Origin of the sequence: Bradyrhizobium sp. CCGB20, assembly GCF_024199855.1 — a bacterium.
Taxonomy (GTDB): Bacteria; Pseudomonadota; Alphaproteobacteria; order Rhizobiales; family Xanthobacteraceae; genus Bradyrhizobium.
This window is the reverse complement of sequence record NZ_JANADN010000001.1, coordinates 5,008,664-5,026,949: the sequence shown is the minus strand read 5'-3', so window position 1 is coordinate 5,026,949 and position 18,286 is coordinate 5,008,664. Positions and strand designations below refer to the sequence as shown.

Sequence of the window (18,286 nt, the reverse complement as noted above, 5' to 3'; positions counted from 1 at the left end):
CACGCTTGGTCGAGATTCGATGCCGCACTGCAACCTCAATGATGTCATTCGGCCGTCATTTCGCCGCAGATAAGCTGATGCTGCTTGTCGGTTCGCAGGACTTCGCGGGCGCAACGCAGAAACTTCGTTTATAAGTGCCACTCAAGGCCCTTCCAACGGATCCTATTCGGGGAGCAGACATGAGCATTTTCGGGAAAATCATGGGCGCGATCTTCGGCAGCCATCCAGCTTCCGCCGCACCTGCAGGCAGCGCACCGTCGGGCAGCGCGCCCGCTAGCGCCGCGCCGGGCGGAGCAGCGCCTGCCGGCGCGCCTGCGTCGACAGTGGACGTTGCCGCGATCGTCGATGCGGCCGTGGCCGCGCACAAGGGCGAGAAGCTGGAATGGCGCACCTCGATCGTCGACCTCATGAAGGCGCTCGACATCGATTCCAGCCTCGCCGCGCGCAAGGATCTCGCCAAGGAGCTCGGCTATAGTGGCGACACCAACGATTCCGCGAGCATGAACGTCTGGCTGCACAAGCAGGTGATGTCCAAGCTCGCCGCCAATGGCGGCAAGCTCCCGCCCGAGATCAAGCACTGACCGATCGCTCGGTCGTAAGCCAGGGGCCCGCGATCTCGCGGGCCCTTTTGCATTCAGGCGACGAGGTCCGCATCTTCCGGATGCCTTTCGAGATAGTCGACGACGAAGCCGCAGCCGGCGATCACCTTCCTGCCGTCGCGGCGGATCAGGTCCAGCGCACCCTTGATCAGCTCGGATGCAATGCCGCGGCCGCGGAGCGCGCGCGGCGTCTCGGTGTGGGTGATGATCACGGCCGACGGCGTGAGCCGGTAATTGGCGAAGGCGATTTCGTTGCCGACATCGAGCTCGAAGCGACTGCTGTCCTTGTTGTCCCGTACCGTTGCCGCCATGCAATATCCTTCCGAAGCGCTGTCTGCCTCCTGATCTAGGCGCCAGCACCGGCTCTTGCCAAGGTGCGACCAGGGCAGCTGGGGCCAAGCTGCTGCCCGGCAACGGGAGATCCTAAATAATCCGCGATACGGCCCTTGCAAGTTCCAGGGCGATTGCCACGTCCTTTGAAGGACATACGCCTGAATGCGGCCGGCAGAGCTGCCAGACGTTCGGAGTATCATGTTCGCCAGCCGCAGACGTATGCCTCTGTCGTAGGAGGGTACTATGTCGGACTTTGGTTTCTTGAATACTCATCGAACGTGGGAAGATTGGTGCGGGATGTTGCTCGGCGCACTGATCGTCGTTTCGCCGTGGTTTCCCATCCAGGAACAACCGCCGATCGCCGGACACCAGATGATGATCCTGAATGCGGTCGCGGTCGGCCTTGTCGTGTTTGGCCTCAGCCAGCTCGAATATGTCGCGCTGCAGCGCTGGCAAGAGGTGACGACAATACTGATCGGGCTGTGGCTCATCGCCTCGCCCTATGTCATCGGCTATTCCGGCGAAGGCTATCTTCGCGTCTATCATACGAGCCTCGGCGCGGTGGTGGTGCTCCTCGGCGTGCTCCAGCTGTGGCAGGACTGGGATCTGAGTGACCAGGACATGCTCAGGCACGGGCAATAGCCTCAGAGACCGGCAGGCCCGCCTGGCTGCGGCGGGCCTTCGCCGTCATCTCTTCACCAGGTCCTGGTACTCTGGATGCTTTTCGATCCATGCCTTCACGAACGGGCATTCCGGGATCAGTTTCAATCCGGCCGCGCGGACCTGGTCGAGTGCGCCTTGCACCAGTTTCGAGCCGACGCCCTTGCCGCCGAGCTCCTTCGGCACGTCAGTGTGCTCGAAGGTGATGAAATTGCCGTCGAGCTTGTAATGCTCGGTCGCAAGATGGCCCTCGACCTCAAGCTCGAAGCGGTGATGGTCCTTGTTGTCGATGACGTCGCTCATGTCGTCTCCGGTCAGCTCTTCAGCGAGTCCGTCAGCATCTTGCGGATCGACCAGGCCTCGCCGTCGGACGAGCCCTTGATGTCGTCGATCCGCCAGTTATTGGCCTCGCGCACGAAGTCGTAACGCACGATCAGATCAGCGGGTTTGCGGTCGTTGCGGTGGCCGGTGATGGTCACCGCGATCGTCGCCTTGTCGGCCTCGATCTTCTCGGCGTCAACCTTGAACGATTTTACGTCCGGTTCCTGCGAATTGGTGACGGGATCGAAATCGACCGGCCCGACGTCGCCCTTCGGCGTATGCGCGTCCGCCCTGGCCCACAGCGCGACCAGCGCCTTGGAGAGATATTGCGCCTTGGCCGCCTTGTTCTCGATGACGAAGCCGCCGCCGCCGTCGCCCTTGCCCTTGGCCGCGCGGGTGTAGATCGCGGTCAGGATCGCGACGGGATCGCTGGAGACAGGCATTACGGCGAATGCGGGGGAGACGATGGCAAGCAGAGAGGCGGCGACGAAGGTCCGACGGGTGAGCATGGAATGTCCCTGAGAGCATGGCGCGCGACCACAGGCCGGAACGGCCTGCATCAGCGCGTATCTCTGTAGACCGATGGAGCCGCGGTTCGGTTCAATCGGTCGCTTTGGCGAGCCTGGAATCTTCGGGCTGCGGCTGCGGGCGGAGGCAGCCCTGGCAGATGACGAGCGAGCGGTTGACCCTGGCGTCCTGCTCGGCCTCGATGCTGTCCTGCGCCTGCCACCATTCCTTCGAATAGGGCTCAAGTCCGGCTTGCGATCTGTTGCGCTCGGATCGGCCAGCGGTCCGCGCAGGCCCGGACGCCGCACGCGACTTGTTCGGATCCTCGCCGGCGCCGTCCCAGGCATAGCGCGCAGGATTGAAGGCGGGATCGGAGGCGAGATGCGCTTGCGGGGCCACGGCACATCCGCCGAGCGCCAGCGACAACAGGAGGAAGGCGGGCGCTTTGACCATGATGCAGCACTCTGTACGCAAGAACTGAGCGAGGTTGCGCCGATCATGTTTAAAATTCCCTGAACGATCGCAGCTGCGCCGGCGACAAACGCGCATGCGCTATCTGATCCTCATGCTCGCTCTGTTCGCCACCGCTGCGCGTGCCGACGAGGCAAAGCCGTTCAATCCTTCCGATTATCCGCCCGGCGTGCAGAAGGCGCTGCGCTACGCCAATGAGGAATGCGAGAGCCAGGATGGAGGTCCGGTGACCTTCGCCGCGGACACGGTGCGCAAGGTCGACCTGACCGGGGACGGCCGTGAGGACTACATCGTCGATTTCCGCGATACCAGATGCGGGGAGCGCGAGACCACCTATTGCGGAACCGGCGGCTGCGTCATGAACATCCTGGTGACTCTGCCCGATGGCAGCGTGCGCCCCGTGTTCGATGGCTATGTGCGCAGCTACAAGATTTTGGCGCCGCCGATGAAGCGCGGCGCCGCGCGCACCGTTCGCTTCGATCTGCACGGCAGCTATTGCGGCGGCTTTGGTGCGCAGGCCTGCTGGAAGGAGAAGGCCATCACGGCGACGCCATTCGCGTTCAAGCAGCCGTAGGGCAGCTGTGCGGCCGGCGGCCTTGCAGGGCCGGTGGCGATGGCGATAAATGGGCTGAAACGAGCGGGCGGCTGGCATGCCGTCCGCCGCTGAAGAGGAAGCCCGATGCAGCCCCTGCGCATGTCCCGCCGCGTCATGAATCTCGCTCACATGCTGACGCAGAATGCGCGGCGGCATGGGGCGCGTTCCGGTTTCGTCTGGGGGGACAAATCCTGGACGTGGCGTGAGATCGACGCGCAGGTTTCGGCGCTGGCGGCTGCGCTCGCCGCGCGCGGCATCGTCAAGGGTGACCGCATCCTCGTCCATTCCAAGAATGGCGACGAGATGTTCTTCTCGATGTTCGCCGCGTTCCGGCTCGGTGCGGTCTGGGTCCCCACCAATTTCCGCCTGATGCCGGACGAGGTCACCTATCTCGCGCAGGCCTCCGGCGCCAAGGCGTTTCTGTGCCACGTCGATTTTCCCGAGCATGCCGCGGCCGTGAAGGGCGGCGCGCTGGAATTCACCTGGAGCATCGACGGCAAGGCATCGTTCGGTGAGCGCTCGGTGGCCGATGCCATCGCTTCGCAAGCCGGCGCAAGCGTTACGAACGTCGACGTCGAGCACGACGATCCCTGCTGGTTCTTCTTCACCTCGGGCACCACGGGCCGCTCCAAGGCGGCGGTGCTGACCCATGGCCAGATGGGCTTTGTCGTCACCAACCATCTCGCCGATCTCACCCCCGGCGTCACGGAAGAGGATGCATCGCTGGTGGTGGCGCCGCTGTCGCATGGCGCCGGCGTGCATCAGCTGGTGCAGACCGCGCGGGGCGTGCGCACCGTGCTGCTGCCGACCGAGAAATTCGACATCGATGAGGCCTTCCGCCTGATCGAGGCCCATCGCGTCAGCAATCTCTTCACGGTGCCGACGATCCTGAAGATGATGGTCGAGCACCCCGCCGCGGATAAATACGATCACTCCTCGCTGCGTCACGTGATCTATGCCGGCGCGCCGATGTATCGCGAGGACCAGAAGGCCGCGCTGAAGAAGCTCGGCAAGGTCATCGTGCAATATTTCGGACTCGGCGAGGTCACCGGCAACATCACGGTGCTGCCGGCGGCGCTGCACGATCCAGAGGACGGCCCGCACGCGAAGATCGGCACCTGCGGCTTCGAGCGCACCGGCATGCAGGTCTCGATCCAGGATGACGAGGGCCGCGAGCTCGCGGCCAACCAGAGCGGCGAAATCTGCGTGATCGGGCCTGCCGTACTTGCCGGCTATTACGACAACCCCGAGGCCAATGCGAAGGCGTTCCGCAACGGCTGGTTCCGCACCGGCGATCTCGGCCACATGGACGAGGAGGGGTTCGTCTACATCACGGGACGTGCCTCCGACATGTACATCTCCGGCGGCTCCAACATCTATCCGCGCGAGATCGAAGAAAAGATCCTGACCCATCCCGCGGTCGGCGAGGTCGCCGTGCTCGGCGTGCCCGATGCGACCTGGGGCGAGGTCGGGGTCGCCGTCTGCGTCGCGCGCGAAGGCGAGAAGCCCGTGAGTGAGGCGGAGATGGCGGCGTTCCTGTTGCCGAAGGTGCCGCGCTACAAGATGCCGAAGCGCTTCTTCTTCTGGGAGGCCTTGCCGAAATCCGGTTACGGCAAGATTCCAAAACGCATGGTGCGTGACGAGCTCGAGGCGCGCGGGCTGCTCGATCTCGACAAGAAGCAGGCAGGCTGAGCGTACGCGATGCGGAGTATCAAGCAGCCGGGCACGCCAGTCAGCGAGCGCATCCAATGGGTAGAGGCGAGGGGGCGCGCGTTCGCGTTCAGGCTCGAAGCAGGGCTGCCGCTGCTCGAAGCCGCGCGGCGTGGTTTTGCGGCGGAGGGGTTTGCCGGCGGCGTGCTGAATTTTGGCAACGCTGCGCTCGGACCGTTCGCATACGTGATGCCGGCGCTGTCGAAGACAGCTGAGAACGCGGCGTTCTACAGCGACACTTTTCGCCCCAGCGGCGTGACGCGCACCAGGCTCGGCAGCATGACGCTCGGCATGCGCGACGGCGCGCCGTTCTTTCATTGCCATGGGCTGTGGACCGAGGCGGACGGCAAGGCGAGCGGCGGCCACATGCTGCCAGATGAGACTGATGTCGACGAGCCGTTCGTGGTCGAGGCCTTTGGCGTCGATGGCGCGATGTTCACGGCCGAGCCTGACCCGGAGACCAATTTCAAGCTGTTCGGGCCAGTCGCGGCCGCGAGCACCGGCGCGCGCGCCACCAGCCGCGCCTTCGCACTGCGGCTGCGTCCGAATCAGGATTTTTCCCGCTGTCTCGAAGCGTTCTGCCGCGCGCACGGCATCGCGCGTGCGAAGATCCACGGCGGAGTCGGCTCGACCATCGGCGCGCGCTTCACCCATGGCGGCGTGACCGAACCGTTCGCGACGGAGCTTGCGATAACGGCCGGCGTGATCGCGCCGGGCCCTTCCGGGGCGCTGGAAGCCGCGCTCGATGTTGCCCTGATCGACTACACCGGCGGCATTGCGGAGGGCCGTTTGATCCGCGGCGACAATCCTGTGCTGATGACCATGGAGCTGGTGCTCGAGGTGCTAGGCTAGGATCGGCGCGCGATCATCAGTGAGCACGCAGTTTGGCAATCGCCAGGTACGTGGATTCACTCATGCTTGAGATGCCCGAGCTCGATCCCTGAAAGAGGTTGAGCAAGGGAGATTGTCCCTGGCCGGTGCTCTCGCTGTTCTTGACATCATACATGGCGGAGAAACGGCCCAACAGCTTTTCGACCTTCGCGGGATCGGACAGATCCTTGATCTTCATGAATTTGTCCACGAATTTGGCCTGCTGATCGATCGGCATCGCCGCCATCGAATCCGGCAGATTGAAGGTGGTCCTGAACACCTCCGAAAGCGCCTTGTCGGCCAGGATGTCGTATGCGGACGTGATTTCCCCCGCCTTTCGCTGGAAATACAGCGCCAGGCGCACGCCAGGATTCGTATCCCCTTGCTGCTGCTCCAGGCTTTGCTGGAGATAGTTCGCCTGTGTTTCCCGGAATTGATCCCGCTTCTGCGGACCCATCATCGCCAGGCGCGCGACGTTACCCTTGCTGTCGAAGTTGAACGACGCCACGATTTCGGCAAATCGAGGATCGCTCTGCGTGTTCACGAAGCTCTTCTTATCGTTCAGGTCGGAGGCGAAGATCTTCTTGAGAAATTCGTCGCTGACCTTCCTGGGGTCCAAACCCTTGGCCAGGAGAATAAAATCGACCATCGGCCGGTTTGCAAGAAGATCGGAAACGCTGTCGATGCCTGCGATCGCCTCCTGATAGTCCGTCGCATCCTTGGCGGCTTGTGCCCGAACTGCCGCCTGCTGCTGGGTGCTCGCCGTGCTTGCACTCTTCACTGCTTGAATGACGTAGTCCTTCGCAATCTGGAGGACTTCAGCCCGGTCCTGAGCAACCAGGGGGGTCGTCAGATTGCCCTTTGCGTCGAAGTTGAAGGCGCGTGCGAGCTCTACGTACCGATTGTCCTTGAGAGTATAGACGTAGCTCTTGGGGTCGCTGAGGTCGCTTTCGAGGACAGCCTTGACGGTAGCCTGCGAGACCTGTTTGGGATCGAGGCCGACGGCGCCCAGTGCAAAATCATACACGGCTGGTGTCGATACGAGCGATTGGACTGAATTGATATTGAGGATGGCGTTTCTGAAATTCTTGATTGCCGCAGCTTCGCTCAGCGGGCTTGCCGCCGCATAGACGGCGGACTTGCTGTCGTCGAACTGTTTTTTGGTGAGCGTGATGTTTGCGGCCGTCTGGGCGGGCACACCCGACGGAAGCGACCCGTCAGCCGAAAACTCGAACGCGCCAGCCAAATCTACGAACTCGCCGATCGTCGAGATCTGGTCGTTGAGGCTGGAAACGCTCTTCGTATATGTCTCCAGATGATATTTTTCGACCAGGATCTGGACGTTCAACTGGGCTACGTCTGCGCCCGGTTGCGAGAGCTGGGCCGTGTAGTCGGCGATCTTCGTATTGGTGGCGCTCACATCTGATTTGGCTTGCGTGAGCTGGGCGTTGAGGCCGGTCAACTGGGAGGTGAAGGTGGTGCTGACGTAGCTGTTTGGATCGGACGGATCGCTGCGCAGGACCTGGCTTATGGTGTCACGCGGCCACTTGCTCTCGTCGATCCCGAATGCCGAATAGACATAATTGCGAAGACGGTCGTCGTTCAGCAGTTGGTCTGCGCTGGTGATGCCGCCGATTTTGGAGTTGTAGTAATTCGTGTCGTCGGCGAGTGCGTCGACCTGGCTCTTCATGGTCGCCGTGTACAGGCCGATCATCTCGTCGGTCTGGTTCTCCGATTGCGCAACCGGCGTTGCAGTGCCGTTGAAGGAAAACGCTGCGGCAAACTCCTGGTAACGCTTGTCGACCAGCTTGTTGACGAAGCTCTTGGAGTCGTTGAGGTCGCTCTCCAGCACCTTCTTCATGAAGGCCTTGGCGTAGGCCATGTCTTCCAGGCCGTATGCCTTCATCGCATAATGATAAAGGCGATAGTCCTTCATGAAATCGTCAACGGTCTTCACCTTGCCGATGTTGGCTTTGTAATAGGCGGCCTCCCGCGCCACGTCCGCTTGCTGTTCGACCCGCGTCAGGGACTGCTTGAGGTTGCGCGTGATGTAGTTGTAACCGAAATACGTTGATACCATCGCGCATTCCTCGCGGCTTTTAAGGTCCCGGACTTCCGCCAATCATTGCCGGGTCGCGAGGTGGGGCTGGCCTCATGCCAGCAGACGGTCTTGCAGCTACGTTTTCTTGAGGCGATTCTTGCCCACAATCTTAGATTTTAGTGTTCACCCAAGTGACGCATATTGAGTCTGTTTCTATGTGTTTCTGTATGTTTCTCAGATGCGGCTTTCGTGAAGATTGTGTTCCCGATATGTTCTAATCGACGTTCGGGGCCGCTTGCGGGCACCCTTGCGCATCCTCGCGGCACGTCGTGCCCGAGCTTTGCTTCAGTTGCCGCCCCCTAAAGGTGCCGAGGGCGCAGGGAAGGCCGGGTGCCGGCGGGCACCCGCGGTCCGCTGTGCGCGAAATGCGCTGGAAGTGATGCACAGCGGCATACAGGTGAAGCCAAACATCCGGCCTTCCCAGCGCAGTGGGTTGACAGCTTATGTCGTGCTCTCCCCGGGGAGCGATGCACTATTGCCCCCGTCGCCTTGCCGATGGCTGATGTTGCGGACCCGGTCGGGCCGCACGCATCACCGCAAGACTTGGCACACAGGCCCCGGGCGCCAGGACCACACGATTTTGCCGTACGCAGGCTGCACCGGTCGTGTGCGCGCGGCGTCTGCTCACGGTGTGACCCGCCCTGCAAACCACCTTCGCGCCGGCGCCGCCCGCGTCCACCACGTCCCATCCCGCGTTCGTGACGATCGCGATCCGCCCCTCGGCCGGGTTGGGATGGCTTTCTATATGATAATCCGAAATGCGGATAAAGAGAATTAGTTTCGCGTGGTGTGGTTGACCCTCCCGTTGGGTGTTTTGCCCGCCGGGCGGCGCAAGGGGTTGTGGAGCGCGCGAGCGCCCGCCGCAACGGCGCCACGAACAGGTCTCCCAGCGGCCGCAAAATGCGCTACCATGATCCCAGCGCGCCTCAAGTCGCGCACGATCAACTGGACGCATGAGGAAACGAGATGAGGGTGACGATTGGACGGCGCACGGTCATGGCCGCGGTGCTGACTGCCGCGGGCGCGGCGGCTTTGACGGCGGCGTTGGCGCCAGCCTTTTCACCTGCCTGGGCGCATGGGCCGACCCGGCAGAAGGTGCGCGAATCCATCGAGATCAACGCAGCCCCGGCCAAGGTGTGGGCCGCAATCGGCAATTTCCAGGACATGAGCTGGCTTCCGCCCGTCACCAAGACCGAGGGCGAGAAGGGCAACGAGATCGGCGCCACGCGGAAGCTAACGCTGACGGGAGGAGCCACCGTCGACGAGGAGCTCTACAAGTTCGACGCCGCCGCGATGACCTATTCCTACCGGATCACCACCGTCGACGTGAAGGTCTTGCCGGTCACCAATTATTCCTCGACGCTGACGGTGACGCCCAGCGCCGACGGCAAGGGCTCGACGCTGGAGTGGGCCGGCGCGTTCTACCGCGGCTTTCCCAACAACGATCCGCCGCCGGAGCTGAGCGACGAGGCCGCCAAGACTGCAGTGAGCGGGCTCTACAAGGCCGGCCTCGAGGCGCTGAAGAAGAAGATCGAGAGCGGAAGCTGACCGTGCGGACGCTGGCCCTGGCGGCGCTCGCCGCCAGCCTTGGCGTTGCCGGTCTCGGCAGCGCGGCCGCCGAGGAGGCGTTCGTCACCAACCAGCTCAGCGACGATCTGATGGTCGTGGACCTCGCGACATCGCGCAGCGTCGCGACCATCCCGATCGGCGGCAAGCCGGCCGGTGTGGCCGTCAGCGCGGACGGGCGCTTTGCCTATGTGACGAGCCCCGACGCCAAGGCCGTGACCGTGGTCGACGCGGCAACGCGGCAGGTCGCTGGCCGCGTCGAGGTCGGCGGGCCGCTCGGCATTGCCGTCGCGCCCGATGGCAAGACAGTCTATGTCGCCGACTGGTATGCGGCGGCGGTGCGGGTGATCGATGCGGCCTCGCGCAGTGTCACGGCCAGCATCGCGGTCGGCGCCTCGCCGTCGGGCCTGGCGGTGACGCCTGACGGCAAGCTGCTGCTCTCGGCGGACCGCGACGACGACAGCGTCTCGGTCGTGGACACCGCGACCCGGCAGCGCAAGACGACGATCAAGGTCGGCACCCGCCCATTCGGCGTCACCATCGATGCCGAGGGCAAGCGCGCCTATACCGCCAATGTCGGCTCCGACGACGTCTCCGTGATCGACATTGCAGAGGCGCGCGAGGTCGGCCGCGTGGCGGTCGGGATGCGTCCCTACGCGGTGGCGCTGACGCAGGGCCGGGGTTTCGTCACCGACCAATATGGCGGCACCGTCAGCGTGTTCGACCTTGCGACGTTGAAGCCGGTGAAGCGCATCAATGTTGGTGACTATCCGGAAGGCATTGCCGCGACCGCGGACGGCAAACGCGTCATCGTGGCGTGCTGGGAGAGCAACACGCTTCACATCATCGACGCAGCCGAGCTGAAAGTGGTCGGCGAGATCAAGACCGGCGACGGCCCGCGCGCGTTCGGGGCGTTCTTGCGGAGGACGGAGTAGGGGATTGCGTAGGGTGGGTTAGCCGAAGGCGTAACCTACCACTGTCTATCTCCGCGGAGACAGAAGAGGTGGGTTACGCCAAGGGACTGCGCTTCGCGCAGCCCGGGGCTAACCCACCCTACGGCACTTGCTTCGCGGCAAACGCCTGCAGCTTCACGAAGAAATCCCTCAGGATCGGGTTGCGATCCACGTAGGTCACGTAACGGATCGGATGCCGCCGGCGATCCACGCTCCAGGTCATCTGATCGGTCAGAACCGGGGCCGGGATGATCACGCTCGGTGCCCACACGGGATTGAGCAGCCAGCCGACCGCCGCCATGTCCCAGATCTCCTTGGCCCAGCCCATGTGGTCGGAGGAGTATTCCTTGAAGCGCATGGCGAGGAACGCGCCGATGCTGCCATGTGGTTCGACATAGCGCTCGATCTCCGGCACGGTACTGTGAAGGCGCGAGGTAACGCCCTTGCACGGCACGAGGACGAGCGGCGCGCCGCTGTCGAGCAGCACCTGAGCGCCGCCGACATCCTGCTTGAGGTTGAACTCGATGGTATCAGGCCATTCCAGCGCATGGCCGCCGAGCCAGACCACCACGACGCGGTCGATGATGTCGGGCGCCTCGAGCAGCGCAGAGGCGACGTTGCTGATGGCGCCGATGGCAATCACATAGAGCGGCTTGTCGGGCGAGCCCGCCCGCGCCCGGGCCACGAGATCGTCGACGGCGGCTGCCGGCCGCGCGGTCTTGGCCGAACCGACATAGTCGGTGACACCGCGATGAACCAGGCCGTCAGGCGCGACGTTCAGGCGCTCCAGCAGGCGAAGGATTTCCTGATAGCTCAGCTCCATGCCGTGGCCGGGACTGTCCGCGCGCGCGTTGAAGAACGGCGCGGCATAAATCGCCTCGACGTCAAAACGTTCCGGCGACAGCAGCATCTGCACCAGCGCAAACTGATCGTCGATCTCGTTATAGGTGTCGGTGTCGAGCACGACGCGCAACCGGCCGACCGGCGGCGCCAGGAGCTCGAAGCGGGCTGCGTCCGTGAGTGTCATCACCGTTTCTCCGAGCAGTTCGTATGGTGGGTTGGCCGCTGCTGCGCGAAGCGCGGTCCGCTGGCGAACCCACCTCTTCTGTCTCTGCGGATGCGAACAGTGGTGGATTACGCTTCGCTAATCCACCCTACGTTTCCGCACAAGGTCTCCGCAATGTCGCGCATGTGTTCAAACATGTGATCGGGCGCAAGCGCCTGTAGCGCGGCTGGCGCAGCATAGCCCCAACTGACCGCGCCGCAGGCAATCCCCACGGCCCGCGCCGCCTCGATGTCGCGGACCTCGTCACCGATCGCGATGACCTTGTCCGGGTCCACGCCCGCGCGCTGGATCACCCGGCGGAATTTCGCGGGCTTGCCGAACAGCGATGCCGCGCAGTCGAAATGCGCGAACAGGGCGGCGGAATCGCCGAGTTTTTCACGCGCATTGGCCTCGCTGTCGGACGTCACCAGCGCGAGCTGAACGCCGTTATCGGCCAGCGTCCGCAGCATCGTCTCGACGCCCGCAAACAGCGAGATCTCGGCCGCCGCCTCCGCCTTCAACCGCCGCGCATGCCGGGCGATCGCCGGCAGCTTCCACAGCGGCACCTCGAGGCGGGCGAGGATCTCGCGGCTCGATGCATGCCGCAGCCCCTCAATGTCTTCATCCGCGACGCGGCGAAAGCCGAAGCGGTCGGCGACATCGTTGATGGTGCGCAGGAACCACGGAAAGCTGTCGGCCAGCGTGCCGTCGAGATCGAAGATGGCGAGGGAGTAGGGCATGGAAAAGAAGTTACGGCCTCAGGATTTCCATACCGTTTCTTCGGTCCATCCGAGATCGTCGAATTCGGCGGACCTGAGCGGCGCTTCTCCTTCGGCGAAGAACTCGTCGAGCTGAGGCGGCGCGACGCTGGTTTCGGAGAGCATGGCGTGCGCCTGTCCGCGGTGATGGATTTGATGCTGAAACAGGTGCATGAGCAGGCGGTCGCGGCGTTCAGTCTGAACGCTCGTGTCACGGTTGACCCGGACAAAGCCGTCGAGACCTTCAGGTGTCAGCGCGTCGCAGACGGCGAGCAGTCGCTTGTCCATGGCGGCCTGGGCAGGTTTCAGCTCGGAAAGCGAGGGATACGGCACCTCGTTTTCAAAGGCGCGTGGTCCGAGCCAGCCCCCCTCAAGCGCATCGATGTAGAAGTGGTCGATGACGTAGATGTGGTTCAGCGTGCGCTGAATGCTTGGGAAGAAGCCGGTTCGTTGGGCTTCGAATTCGGCCTGGCTGAGACCGGTGCAGGCTGTGAGCAGGCGATGGTTCGCCCAGGCATTGTTGTGGCTGAAGGCGCGGTAGGTCTGCAAAAGTCCAGCGGGCATGTCGGTTCTTTCCCGGATCCAGCGTGGTTCGTATGGCAGAATAGCAGAGCCTGGCCCTCGGTCTCACGAGAACAGCAGTGGCGGATTACGCTTCGCTAATCCGCCCTACGGTTTCGATCCTAAGCTTCTACTCCGCCGCCTCGCTCGCTGTCCGCCTTCGCTTCGGCTTCCGGGCCTTCTCCAGCACCGGAGCCAGAAACTGCCCTGTGTAGCTCCGCGGCGCTTTCGCGATGTCTTCCGGCGGGCCCCAGGCGACGATTTCGCCGCCGCCGTCGCCGCCTTCGGGACCGAGGTCGATGACCCAGTCGGCGGTCTTGATGACTTCGAGATTGTGCTCGATGACGACGACCGTGTTGCCTTGCGCGACCAGCTCGTGCAGCACCTCCAGCAGCTTCTTGACGTCGTGGAAGTGCAGGCCGGTGGTGGGCTCGTCCAGGATGTAGAGCGTGCGGCCGGTGGCGCGTTTTGACAATTCCTTGGCGAGCTTGACGCGCTGGGCTTCGCCGCCCGACAGCGTGGTGGCCTGCTGCCCGACATGGATGTAGTCGAGGCCGACGCGGTGCAGGGTCTGGAAGGTCTCGCGCACGCGCGGCACCGCCTTGAAGAACTCGGCGGCTTCCTCGACAGTCATGTCGAGCACGTCGGCGATGCTCTTGCCCTTGAACAGGACTTCCAGCGTTTCGCGGTTGTAGCGCTTGCCCTTGCAGACGTCGCAGGTGACGTAGACGTCAGGCAGGAAGTGCATCTCGATCTTGATGACGCCGTCGCCCTGGCAGGCCTCGCAGCGGCCACCCTTGACGTTGAAGGAGAAGCGTCCGGGCTCGTAGCCGCGCGCCTTCGCCTCGGGCAGACCTGCGAACCATTCGCGGATCGGGGTGAAGGCGCCGGTATAGGTCGCGGGATTCGAGCGCGGGGTGCGGCCGATCGGCGACTGGTCGATGTCGATGATCTTGTCGATGTGCTCGAGGCCCTCGATGCGGTCGTGCGGGGCTGCGCCTTCGCTGGCGTTGTTCAGCTTGCGGGCGATGGCGCGATAGAGCGTGTCGATCAGGAGCGTCGACTTGCCGCCGCCGGAGACGCCGGTGACGCAGGTGAACAGGCCGAGCGGAATCTCGGCGGTGACGTTCTTGAGGTTATTGCCGCGCGCGTTGACCACCTTGATGGTGCGGCGATGGTTCGGCGGGCGCCGTTCCGGCACCTCGACCTCCAGCTCGCCGGTGAGATACTTGCCGGTGAGCGATTTCGGGTTGCGCATGATCTCGGCGGGCGTGCCTTCGGCGACGATGTTGCCGCCATGCATGCCAGCGCCGGGCCCGATGTCGAGCACGTAGTCGGCGAGGAGGATCGCGTCCTCGTCATGCTCGACCACGATCACGGTGTTGCCGAGGTCGCGCAGTCGCTTGAGGGTATCGAGCAGGCGCGCATTGTCGCGCTGGTGCAGGCCGATCGAGGGCTCGTCCAGCACGTAGAGCACGCCCGTCAGCCCCGAGCCGATCTGTGACGCCAGGCGGATGCGCTGGCTCTCGCCGCCGGACAGCGTGCCGGACGAGCGGGACAAGGTGAGGTAGTTGAGGCCGACGTCGAGCAGGAAGGTGAGGCGCTCGCGGATTTCTTTCAGGATGCGGCCGGCGATCTCGTTCTGCTGCGCGTTCAGGGAATCCGGCACGGTCTCGAACCACTCGCCGGCCTTCCGGACCGACAGCTCCGAGATCTCGCCGATGTGTTTGGTGCCGACCTTGACGCAGAGCGCCTCCGGCTTGAGCCGAAAGCCCTTGCAGCCCTCGCAGGGCACGTCATGAAAATATTTTGCGAGCTCCTCGCGCGCCCATTCGCTCTCGGTCTCGCGGTAGCGGCGGTTGATGTTGGTGATCACGCCCTCGAACGGCTTCTTGGTGTCGTAGGAGCGCACCCCGTCCTCGTAGGAGAACTTGATCTCGTCCTCGCCTGACCCGTGAAGGATCGCGTTCTGCGTCTTCTTGGCCAGATCCTTCCATTTTGTTGTCAGCGTGAACTTGTAGTGCTTGCCGAGCGCCGTCAGCGTCTGAATGTAGTAAGGCGACGACGACTTGGCCCAGGGCGCGATCGCGCCCTTGCCAATGGCGAGCTCCTTGTCGGGGATGACGAGATCTTCGTCGACATGCTGCTCGACGCCGAGACCGCCGCAGGCCGGGCAGGCGCCGTAGGGGTTGTTGAACGAGAACAGTCGCGGCTCGACCTCGGGGATGGTGAAGCCGGAGACCGGACAGGCGAATTTCTCCGAGAACAGGATGCGCTCGGGCCCGCTCTTGTCGTGGATTTTCGCGGTCTTCTTTTTCTCTTTTTCTTCCGCGGGCGCTGCCGCCGGCGCGTCGGCGAACTCGACGACGGCAAGACCTTCGGCGAGCTTCAGTGCGGTCTCGAAGCTTTCGGCGAGGCGCTGGCCGATATCGGCGCGCACCACGATGCGGTCGACCACGACGTCGATGTCATGCGGGAATTTCTTGTCGAGAACAGGCGCTTCGGCGAGCTCGTAGAAGGTGCCGTCGATCTTGACGCGCTGAAAGCCCTTCTTGAGCCATTCGGCGAGCTCCTTGCGGTACTCGCCCTTGCGGCCGCGCACGACGGGGGCGAGCAGGTAGAGGCGGGTGCCTTCGGGCAGCGCCAGCACGCGGTCGACCATCTGCGAGACGGTCTGGCTTTCGATCGGCAGGCCGGTGGCGGGCGAATAGGGCACGCCGACGCGCGCCCAGAGCAGGCGCATGTAGTCGTAGATCTCCGTCACGGTGCCGACCGTCGAACGCGGGTTCTTCGACGTCGTCTTCTGCTCGATCGAGATCGCTGGCGACAAGCCGTCGATCTGGTCGACGTCGGGCTTCTGCATCATCTCCAGGAACTGGCGGGCATAGGCCGACAGCGATTCGACGTAGCGGCGCTGGCCTTCGGCATAGATGGTGTCGAAGGCGAGCGAGGATTTTCCCGAGCCCGACAGGCCGGTGAACACCACCAGCTTGTCGCGGGGAAGCTCGACATCGACATTCTTGAGGTTGTGCTCGCGCGCGCCACGGATCGTAATTGCGCGCAGGTGCGATCCCGCGTTCTGCTGTTGGCGCTTCGCCTTGATCACTTCATCCATCCGAGTTGCCCTCAAGGAATCCCAAAGGTGCGCGATCGCGCCAACAAAAAAGGCGCGCTTCGCCCGGAACCGGGATCGGCGCCGATGGGTATGTCAGCGAACGTAGGAAGAACGGGGACGGATTTCCAGTGGGACTTGCGAATCGTCAACGGATTGTTGGCGCGCTGGCGGCATCTGGCAGGAGCAGGGCATCCGGAACATGCCAAGGAAAAGGCCAAGGACAACGCGAAGGGCCGGCGCGAAGCCGGCCCTTCGTTCGCGTTTGAATGCGGACTTGGGGCAATCCGCACATGATCAGGACTTGGAGGTTCCTGCTAGAAACTTTGGCTCAGTATCCGGGCTCAGTATTTGGCGACGACCGGGTTGCCCCAGCGATAGTTGATGCGGATCAGGCCCATGTCGATGTCCTGGCCGATCCGGTCGGTGCGCGGGAGGAAGCCGCCGGTGAGGGTGGCGAAATCAGAATTGTGATGGCCGAGGAACACGTGGTTGTACTCGCCTCCGACCGACCAGTTCTCGGCAAAGCCCCATTCCACGCCGATACCGATGCTGTAGCCCCAGCGGGTCTGGTTGACGCTGTTGAACGCCGGCAGGCCGGGAAAGAAGATGTCGTATTTGTCGTGGGCGACGGCCGCGCCGGCCTTGCCGTAGAGCAGCAGGCTGTTGACGGCGTAGCCCATCTGGCCGGTGAACAGGCCGAAGCTGTCGATCTTGGTCTGGTTGGTCTGCGGCGCCAGCACCACGCTGACATTGCTCCCCTTGAAGTCGGCCCAGTTGCCCTGGCCTTCGACGCCGAGAACCCAGCGCCCCCTCTGCCAGCGATAGCCGAGCTGTCCGCCGATCGTGCCGCCGCCCGCGTTGTGACAGCCTTCGCCGATGGGAGGATCGACAGCGGCGCCCAGCGAGTTGGTCACGGCCCAGCAGGCATGGGCCCAGCCGCCACCGCCATTGATGCCGACATAGACGCCGCTCCAGTCGTAGGCGAGGACGGGCGCTACGGGGGCCTTGTAGAGCGGCAGATCCGCGGCACCGGCGGGTGCAACCGCGCCGAGTGCGAGCAAGCTGACCGCAGCCAGCGTCCAAGTTTTCATGTCACGTCCCCAACTCGCCGAGCCCATTCGCGTGGGTTATCTGCGCCCCACGATTCCTTGACGGCCCGGCACGGCCTTCCGCGAAAACAAAAAGGCCGGCGCGAGGCCGGCCTTTCATCGTCGGGTCCGTACCACGAATTTAGTATTTGGCGATGAGCGGGCCGCCGAACCGGTAGTTGACGCGGGCGGTGACGATGTCGACGTCCTGCCGGATGCGATCGGTGCGCGAGAACGTGCCGTTGTTGAACGTAAAGCTGTTGTCGCGCGATCCCATGAAGCCGTGCACATAATCGACGCCGACCACGACGTTGGGCGTTACGCCGAAATCGAGGCCAGCGCCAACTGCTCCGCCCCAGCGCGTTTCGTTCGCCCTGTCGAACACGACGCCCGTGGCGGTGGTGAAGCCCTCGTATCGGTCGCTCACAACCATCGCGCCACCCTTCGCGTAGAACAGCACGTTGCTCCAGGCGTAGCCGACCTGGCCGGTGATGAGACCGAACGCGTTGATCTTCGTGCGGTCGGAGCCGACGCCGCCGGCAGCCAGGCTCGGGCCATTGGAGCCGCTGAGATGGGCCCAGTCGCCCTGGCCCTCGAGGCCGAACACCCATTCAGATGATTGCCAGCGGAAGCCTATTTGGCCGCCGGCCACGCCGCCGGTCGCGGTGTGGCAGCCCTCGGATGCGGGGGGAGTGACCGGCGCACCGAGGATGTTGGTGACGATGTCCCAGCACTTGTGGCTCCAGCCGCCACCGCCGTTGGCGCCGATGTAGAAGCCGCTCCAATCGTAGATGGCTGCAACCGAGACGGGGGCCTTGGTGTAGGGGCGGGCCGCCAGATCGGCCGCTGAAACAGAGGTTGTCATCACGAGAGCGCTGACGGCGGCAAGCACGAATGTCTTCAAGGCGGTCTCCCCCGAGCCCACAGTTGATCGTGATCTTTCCTACAACCTTTGAGGTGCGACAGTCTGTCACCGGCGAGCCACAGCCCACCAAAAATGGAACTTTGTCCGCAGGCCAAGGTGAAGCCGCCG

Annotated in this window: 19 protein-coding genes; 8 read left to right on the top strand and 11 right to left on the bottom strand. The window is 63.7% G+C overall.

From position 1 onward, the window contains the following. The first annotated feature begins 179 nt into the window (after nucleotides 1–179). A complete protein-coding gene (locus NLM15_RS23225; RefSeq protein ID WP_254119732.1) occupies nucleotides 180–581 on the top strand; it encodes a DUF3597 domain-containing protein in 402 nt (133 codons plus the stop codon). Nucleotides 582–634: 53 nt separating this feature from the next. On the opposite strand, the gene NLM15_RS23220 is transcribed toward NLM15_RS23225, so the two are convergent. Next, nucleotides 635–910: a GNAT family N-acetyltransferase gene (locus NLM15_RS23220; protein WP_254119730.1), complete on the bottom strand. Its 276-nt coding sequence runs from the start codon at nucleotides 908–910 to the stop codon at nucleotides 635–637. 265 nt (nucleotides 911–1,175) lie between these two features. On the opposite strand from NLM15_RS23220, the gene NLM15_RS23215 reads away from it, so the two are divergent. Further along, nucleotides 1,176–1,574: an SPW repeat protein gene (locus NLM15_RS23215; RefSeq protein WP_254119728.1), complete on the top strand. Its 399-nt coding sequence runs from the start codon at nucleotides 1,176–1,178 to the stop codon at nucleotides 1,572–1,574. Nucleotides 1,575–1,619: 45 nt separating this feature from the next. Here the strand turns inward: NLM15_RS23215 and NLM15_RS23210 are convergent, their stop codons facing one another. The 3 genes from NLM15_RS23210 to NLM15_RS23200 all read right to left on the bottom strand — a co-directional run bounded on the left by NLM15_RS23210 (nucleotide 1,620) and on the right by NLM15_RS23200 (nucleotide 2,873). Beyond that, on the bottom strand, nucleotides 1,620–1,895 hold the full coding sequence (locus NLM15_RS23210) for a GNAT family N-acetyltransferase (protein ID WP_254119726.1): 276 nt from the start codon (nucleotides 1,893–1,895) through the stop codon (nucleotides 1,620–1,622). Between the two features lie 11 nt (nucleotides 1,896–1,906). Next, nucleotides 1,907–2,422: a DUF3828 domain-containing protein gene (locus NLM15_RS23205; protein WP_254119724.1), complete on the bottom strand. Its 516-nt coding sequence runs from the start codon at nucleotides 2,420–2,422 to the stop codon at nucleotides 1,907–1,909. A 91-nt stretch (nucleotides 2,423–2,513) separates the two neighbouring features. After that, a complete protein-coding gene (locus tag NLM15_RS23200; RefSeq protein WP_254119723.1) occupies nucleotides 2,514–2,873 on the bottom strand; it encodes a hypothetical protein in 360 nt (119 codons plus the stop codon). Between the two features lie 94 nt (nucleotides 2,874–2,967). Here NLM15_RS23200 and NLM15_RS23195 point away from each other — a divergent pair, with 94 nt between their 5' ends. The 3 genes from NLM15_RS23195 (at nucleotide 2,968) to NLM15_RS23185 (ending at nucleotide 6,048) form a co-directional block, all read left to right on the top strand. Continuing rightward, nucleotides 2,968–3,465: a hypothetical protein gene (locus NLM15_RS23195; RefSeq protein WP_254119721.1), complete on the top strand. Its 498-nt coding sequence runs from the start codon at nucleotides 2,968–2,970 to the stop codon at nucleotides 3,463–3,465. A 105-nt stretch (nucleotides 3,466–3,570) separates the two neighbouring features. Continuing rightward, complete coding sequence (locus NLM15_RS23190) at nucleotides 3,571–5,178, top strand: acyl-CoA synthetase (RefSeq protein ID WP_254119719.1); 1,608 nt, start codon at nucleotides 3,571–3,573, stop codon at nucleotides 5,176–5,178. A gap of 9 nt (nucleotides 5,179–5,187) precedes the next feature. Further along, on the top strand, nucleotides 5,188–6,048 hold the full coding sequence (locus NLM15_RS23185; RefSeq protein ID WP_254119718.1) for a PCC domain-containing protein: 861 nt from the start codon (nucleotides 5,188–5,190) through the stop codon (nucleotides 6,046–6,048). Between the two features lie 16 nt (nucleotides 6,049–6,064). Here NLM15_RS23185 and NLM15_RS23180 read toward each other — a convergent pair whose 3' ends face one another. Then, on the bottom strand, nucleotides 6,065–8,146 hold the full coding sequence (locus tag NLM15_RS23180) for a DUF1217 domain-containing protein (protein WP_254119716.1): 2,082 nt from the start codon (nucleotides 8,144–8,146) through the stop codon (nucleotides 6,065–6,067). Between the two features lie 987 nt (nucleotides 8,147–9,133). Here NLM15_RS23180 and NLM15_RS23175 point away from each other — a divergent pair. Both NLM15_RS23175 and NLM15_RS23170 read left to right on the top strand, forming a co-directional pair. Beyond that, nucleotides 9,134–9,715 carry an SRPBCC family protein gene (locus NLM15_RS23175; RefSeq protein WP_254119714.1) on the top strand — a complete coding sequence of 194 codons (582 nt, stop codon included), beginning with the start codon at nucleotides 9,134–9,136 and terminating at the stop codon, nucleotides 9,713–9,715. A 2-nt stretch (nucleotides 9,716–9,717) separates the two neighbouring features. Beyond that, on the top strand, nucleotides 9,718–10,668 hold the full coding sequence (locus tag NLM15_RS23170; protein ID WP_254119712.1) for a YncE family protein: 951 nt from the start codon (nucleotides 9,718–9,720) through the stop codon (nucleotides 10,666–10,668). Between the two features lie 118 nt (nucleotides 10,669–10,786). Here NLM15_RS23170 and NLM15_RS23165 read toward each other — a convergent pair whose 3' ends face one another. From NLM15_RS23165 to uvrA, 4 genes are all read right to left on the bottom strand, one after another. Then, complete coding sequence (locus NLM15_RS23165) at nucleotides 10,787–11,713, bottom strand: nucleoside hydrolase (protein WP_254119711.1); 927 nt, start codon at nucleotides 11,711–11,713, stop codon at nucleotides 10,787–10,789. A 107-nt stretch (nucleotides 11,714–11,820) separates the two neighbouring features. After that, on the bottom strand, nucleotides 11,821–12,471 hold the full coding sequence (locus NLM15_RS23160; RefSeq protein ID WP_254119709.1) for an HAD-IA family hydrolase: 651 nt from the start codon (nucleotides 12,469–12,471) through the stop codon (nucleotides 11,821–11,823). 18 nt (nucleotides 12,472–12,489) lie between these two features. Next, complete coding sequence (locus NLM15_RS23155) at nucleotides 12,490–13,053, bottom strand: DinB family protein (protein WP_254119707.1); 564 nt, start codon at nucleotides 13,051–13,053, stop codon at nucleotides 12,490–12,492. A gap of 127 nt (nucleotides 13,054–13,180) precedes the next feature. Then, entirely contained in the window at nucleotides 13,181–16,165 is a 2,985-nt protein-coding gene (gene uvrA / locus NLM15_RS23150; protein ID WP_254119706.1) for an excinuclease ABC subunit UvrA, read from the bottom strand. A gap of 27 nt (nucleotides 16,166–16,192) precedes the next feature. On the opposite strand from uvrA, the gene NLM15_RS23145 reads away from it, so the two are divergent. Further along, nucleotides 16,193–16,459: a hypothetical protein gene (locus NLM15_RS23145; RefSeq protein ID WP_254119704.1), complete on the top strand. Its 267-nt coding sequence runs from the start codon at nucleotides 16,193–16,195 to the stop codon at nucleotides 16,457–16,459. Nucleotides 16,460–16,506: 47 nt separating this feature from the next. Here NLM15_RS23145 and NLM15_RS23140 read toward each other — a convergent pair whose 3' ends face one another. Together NLM15_RS23140 and NLM15_RS23135 are read right to left on the bottom strand one after the other, a co-directional pair. Continuing rightward, complete coding sequence (locus tag NLM15_RS23140; protein WP_254119702.1) at nucleotides 16,507–17,256, bottom strand: outer membrane protein; 750 nt, start codon at nucleotides 17,254–17,256, stop codon at nucleotides 16,507–16,509. Nucleotides 17,257–17,395: 139 nt separating this feature from the next. Next, complete coding sequence (locus NLM15_RS23135; protein ID WP_254119700.1) at nucleotides 17,396–18,157, bottom strand: outer membrane protein; 762 nt, start codon at nucleotides 18,155–18,157, stop codon at nucleotides 17,396–17,398. Between the last annotated feature and the right edge of the window lie 129 nt (nucleotides 18,158–18,286).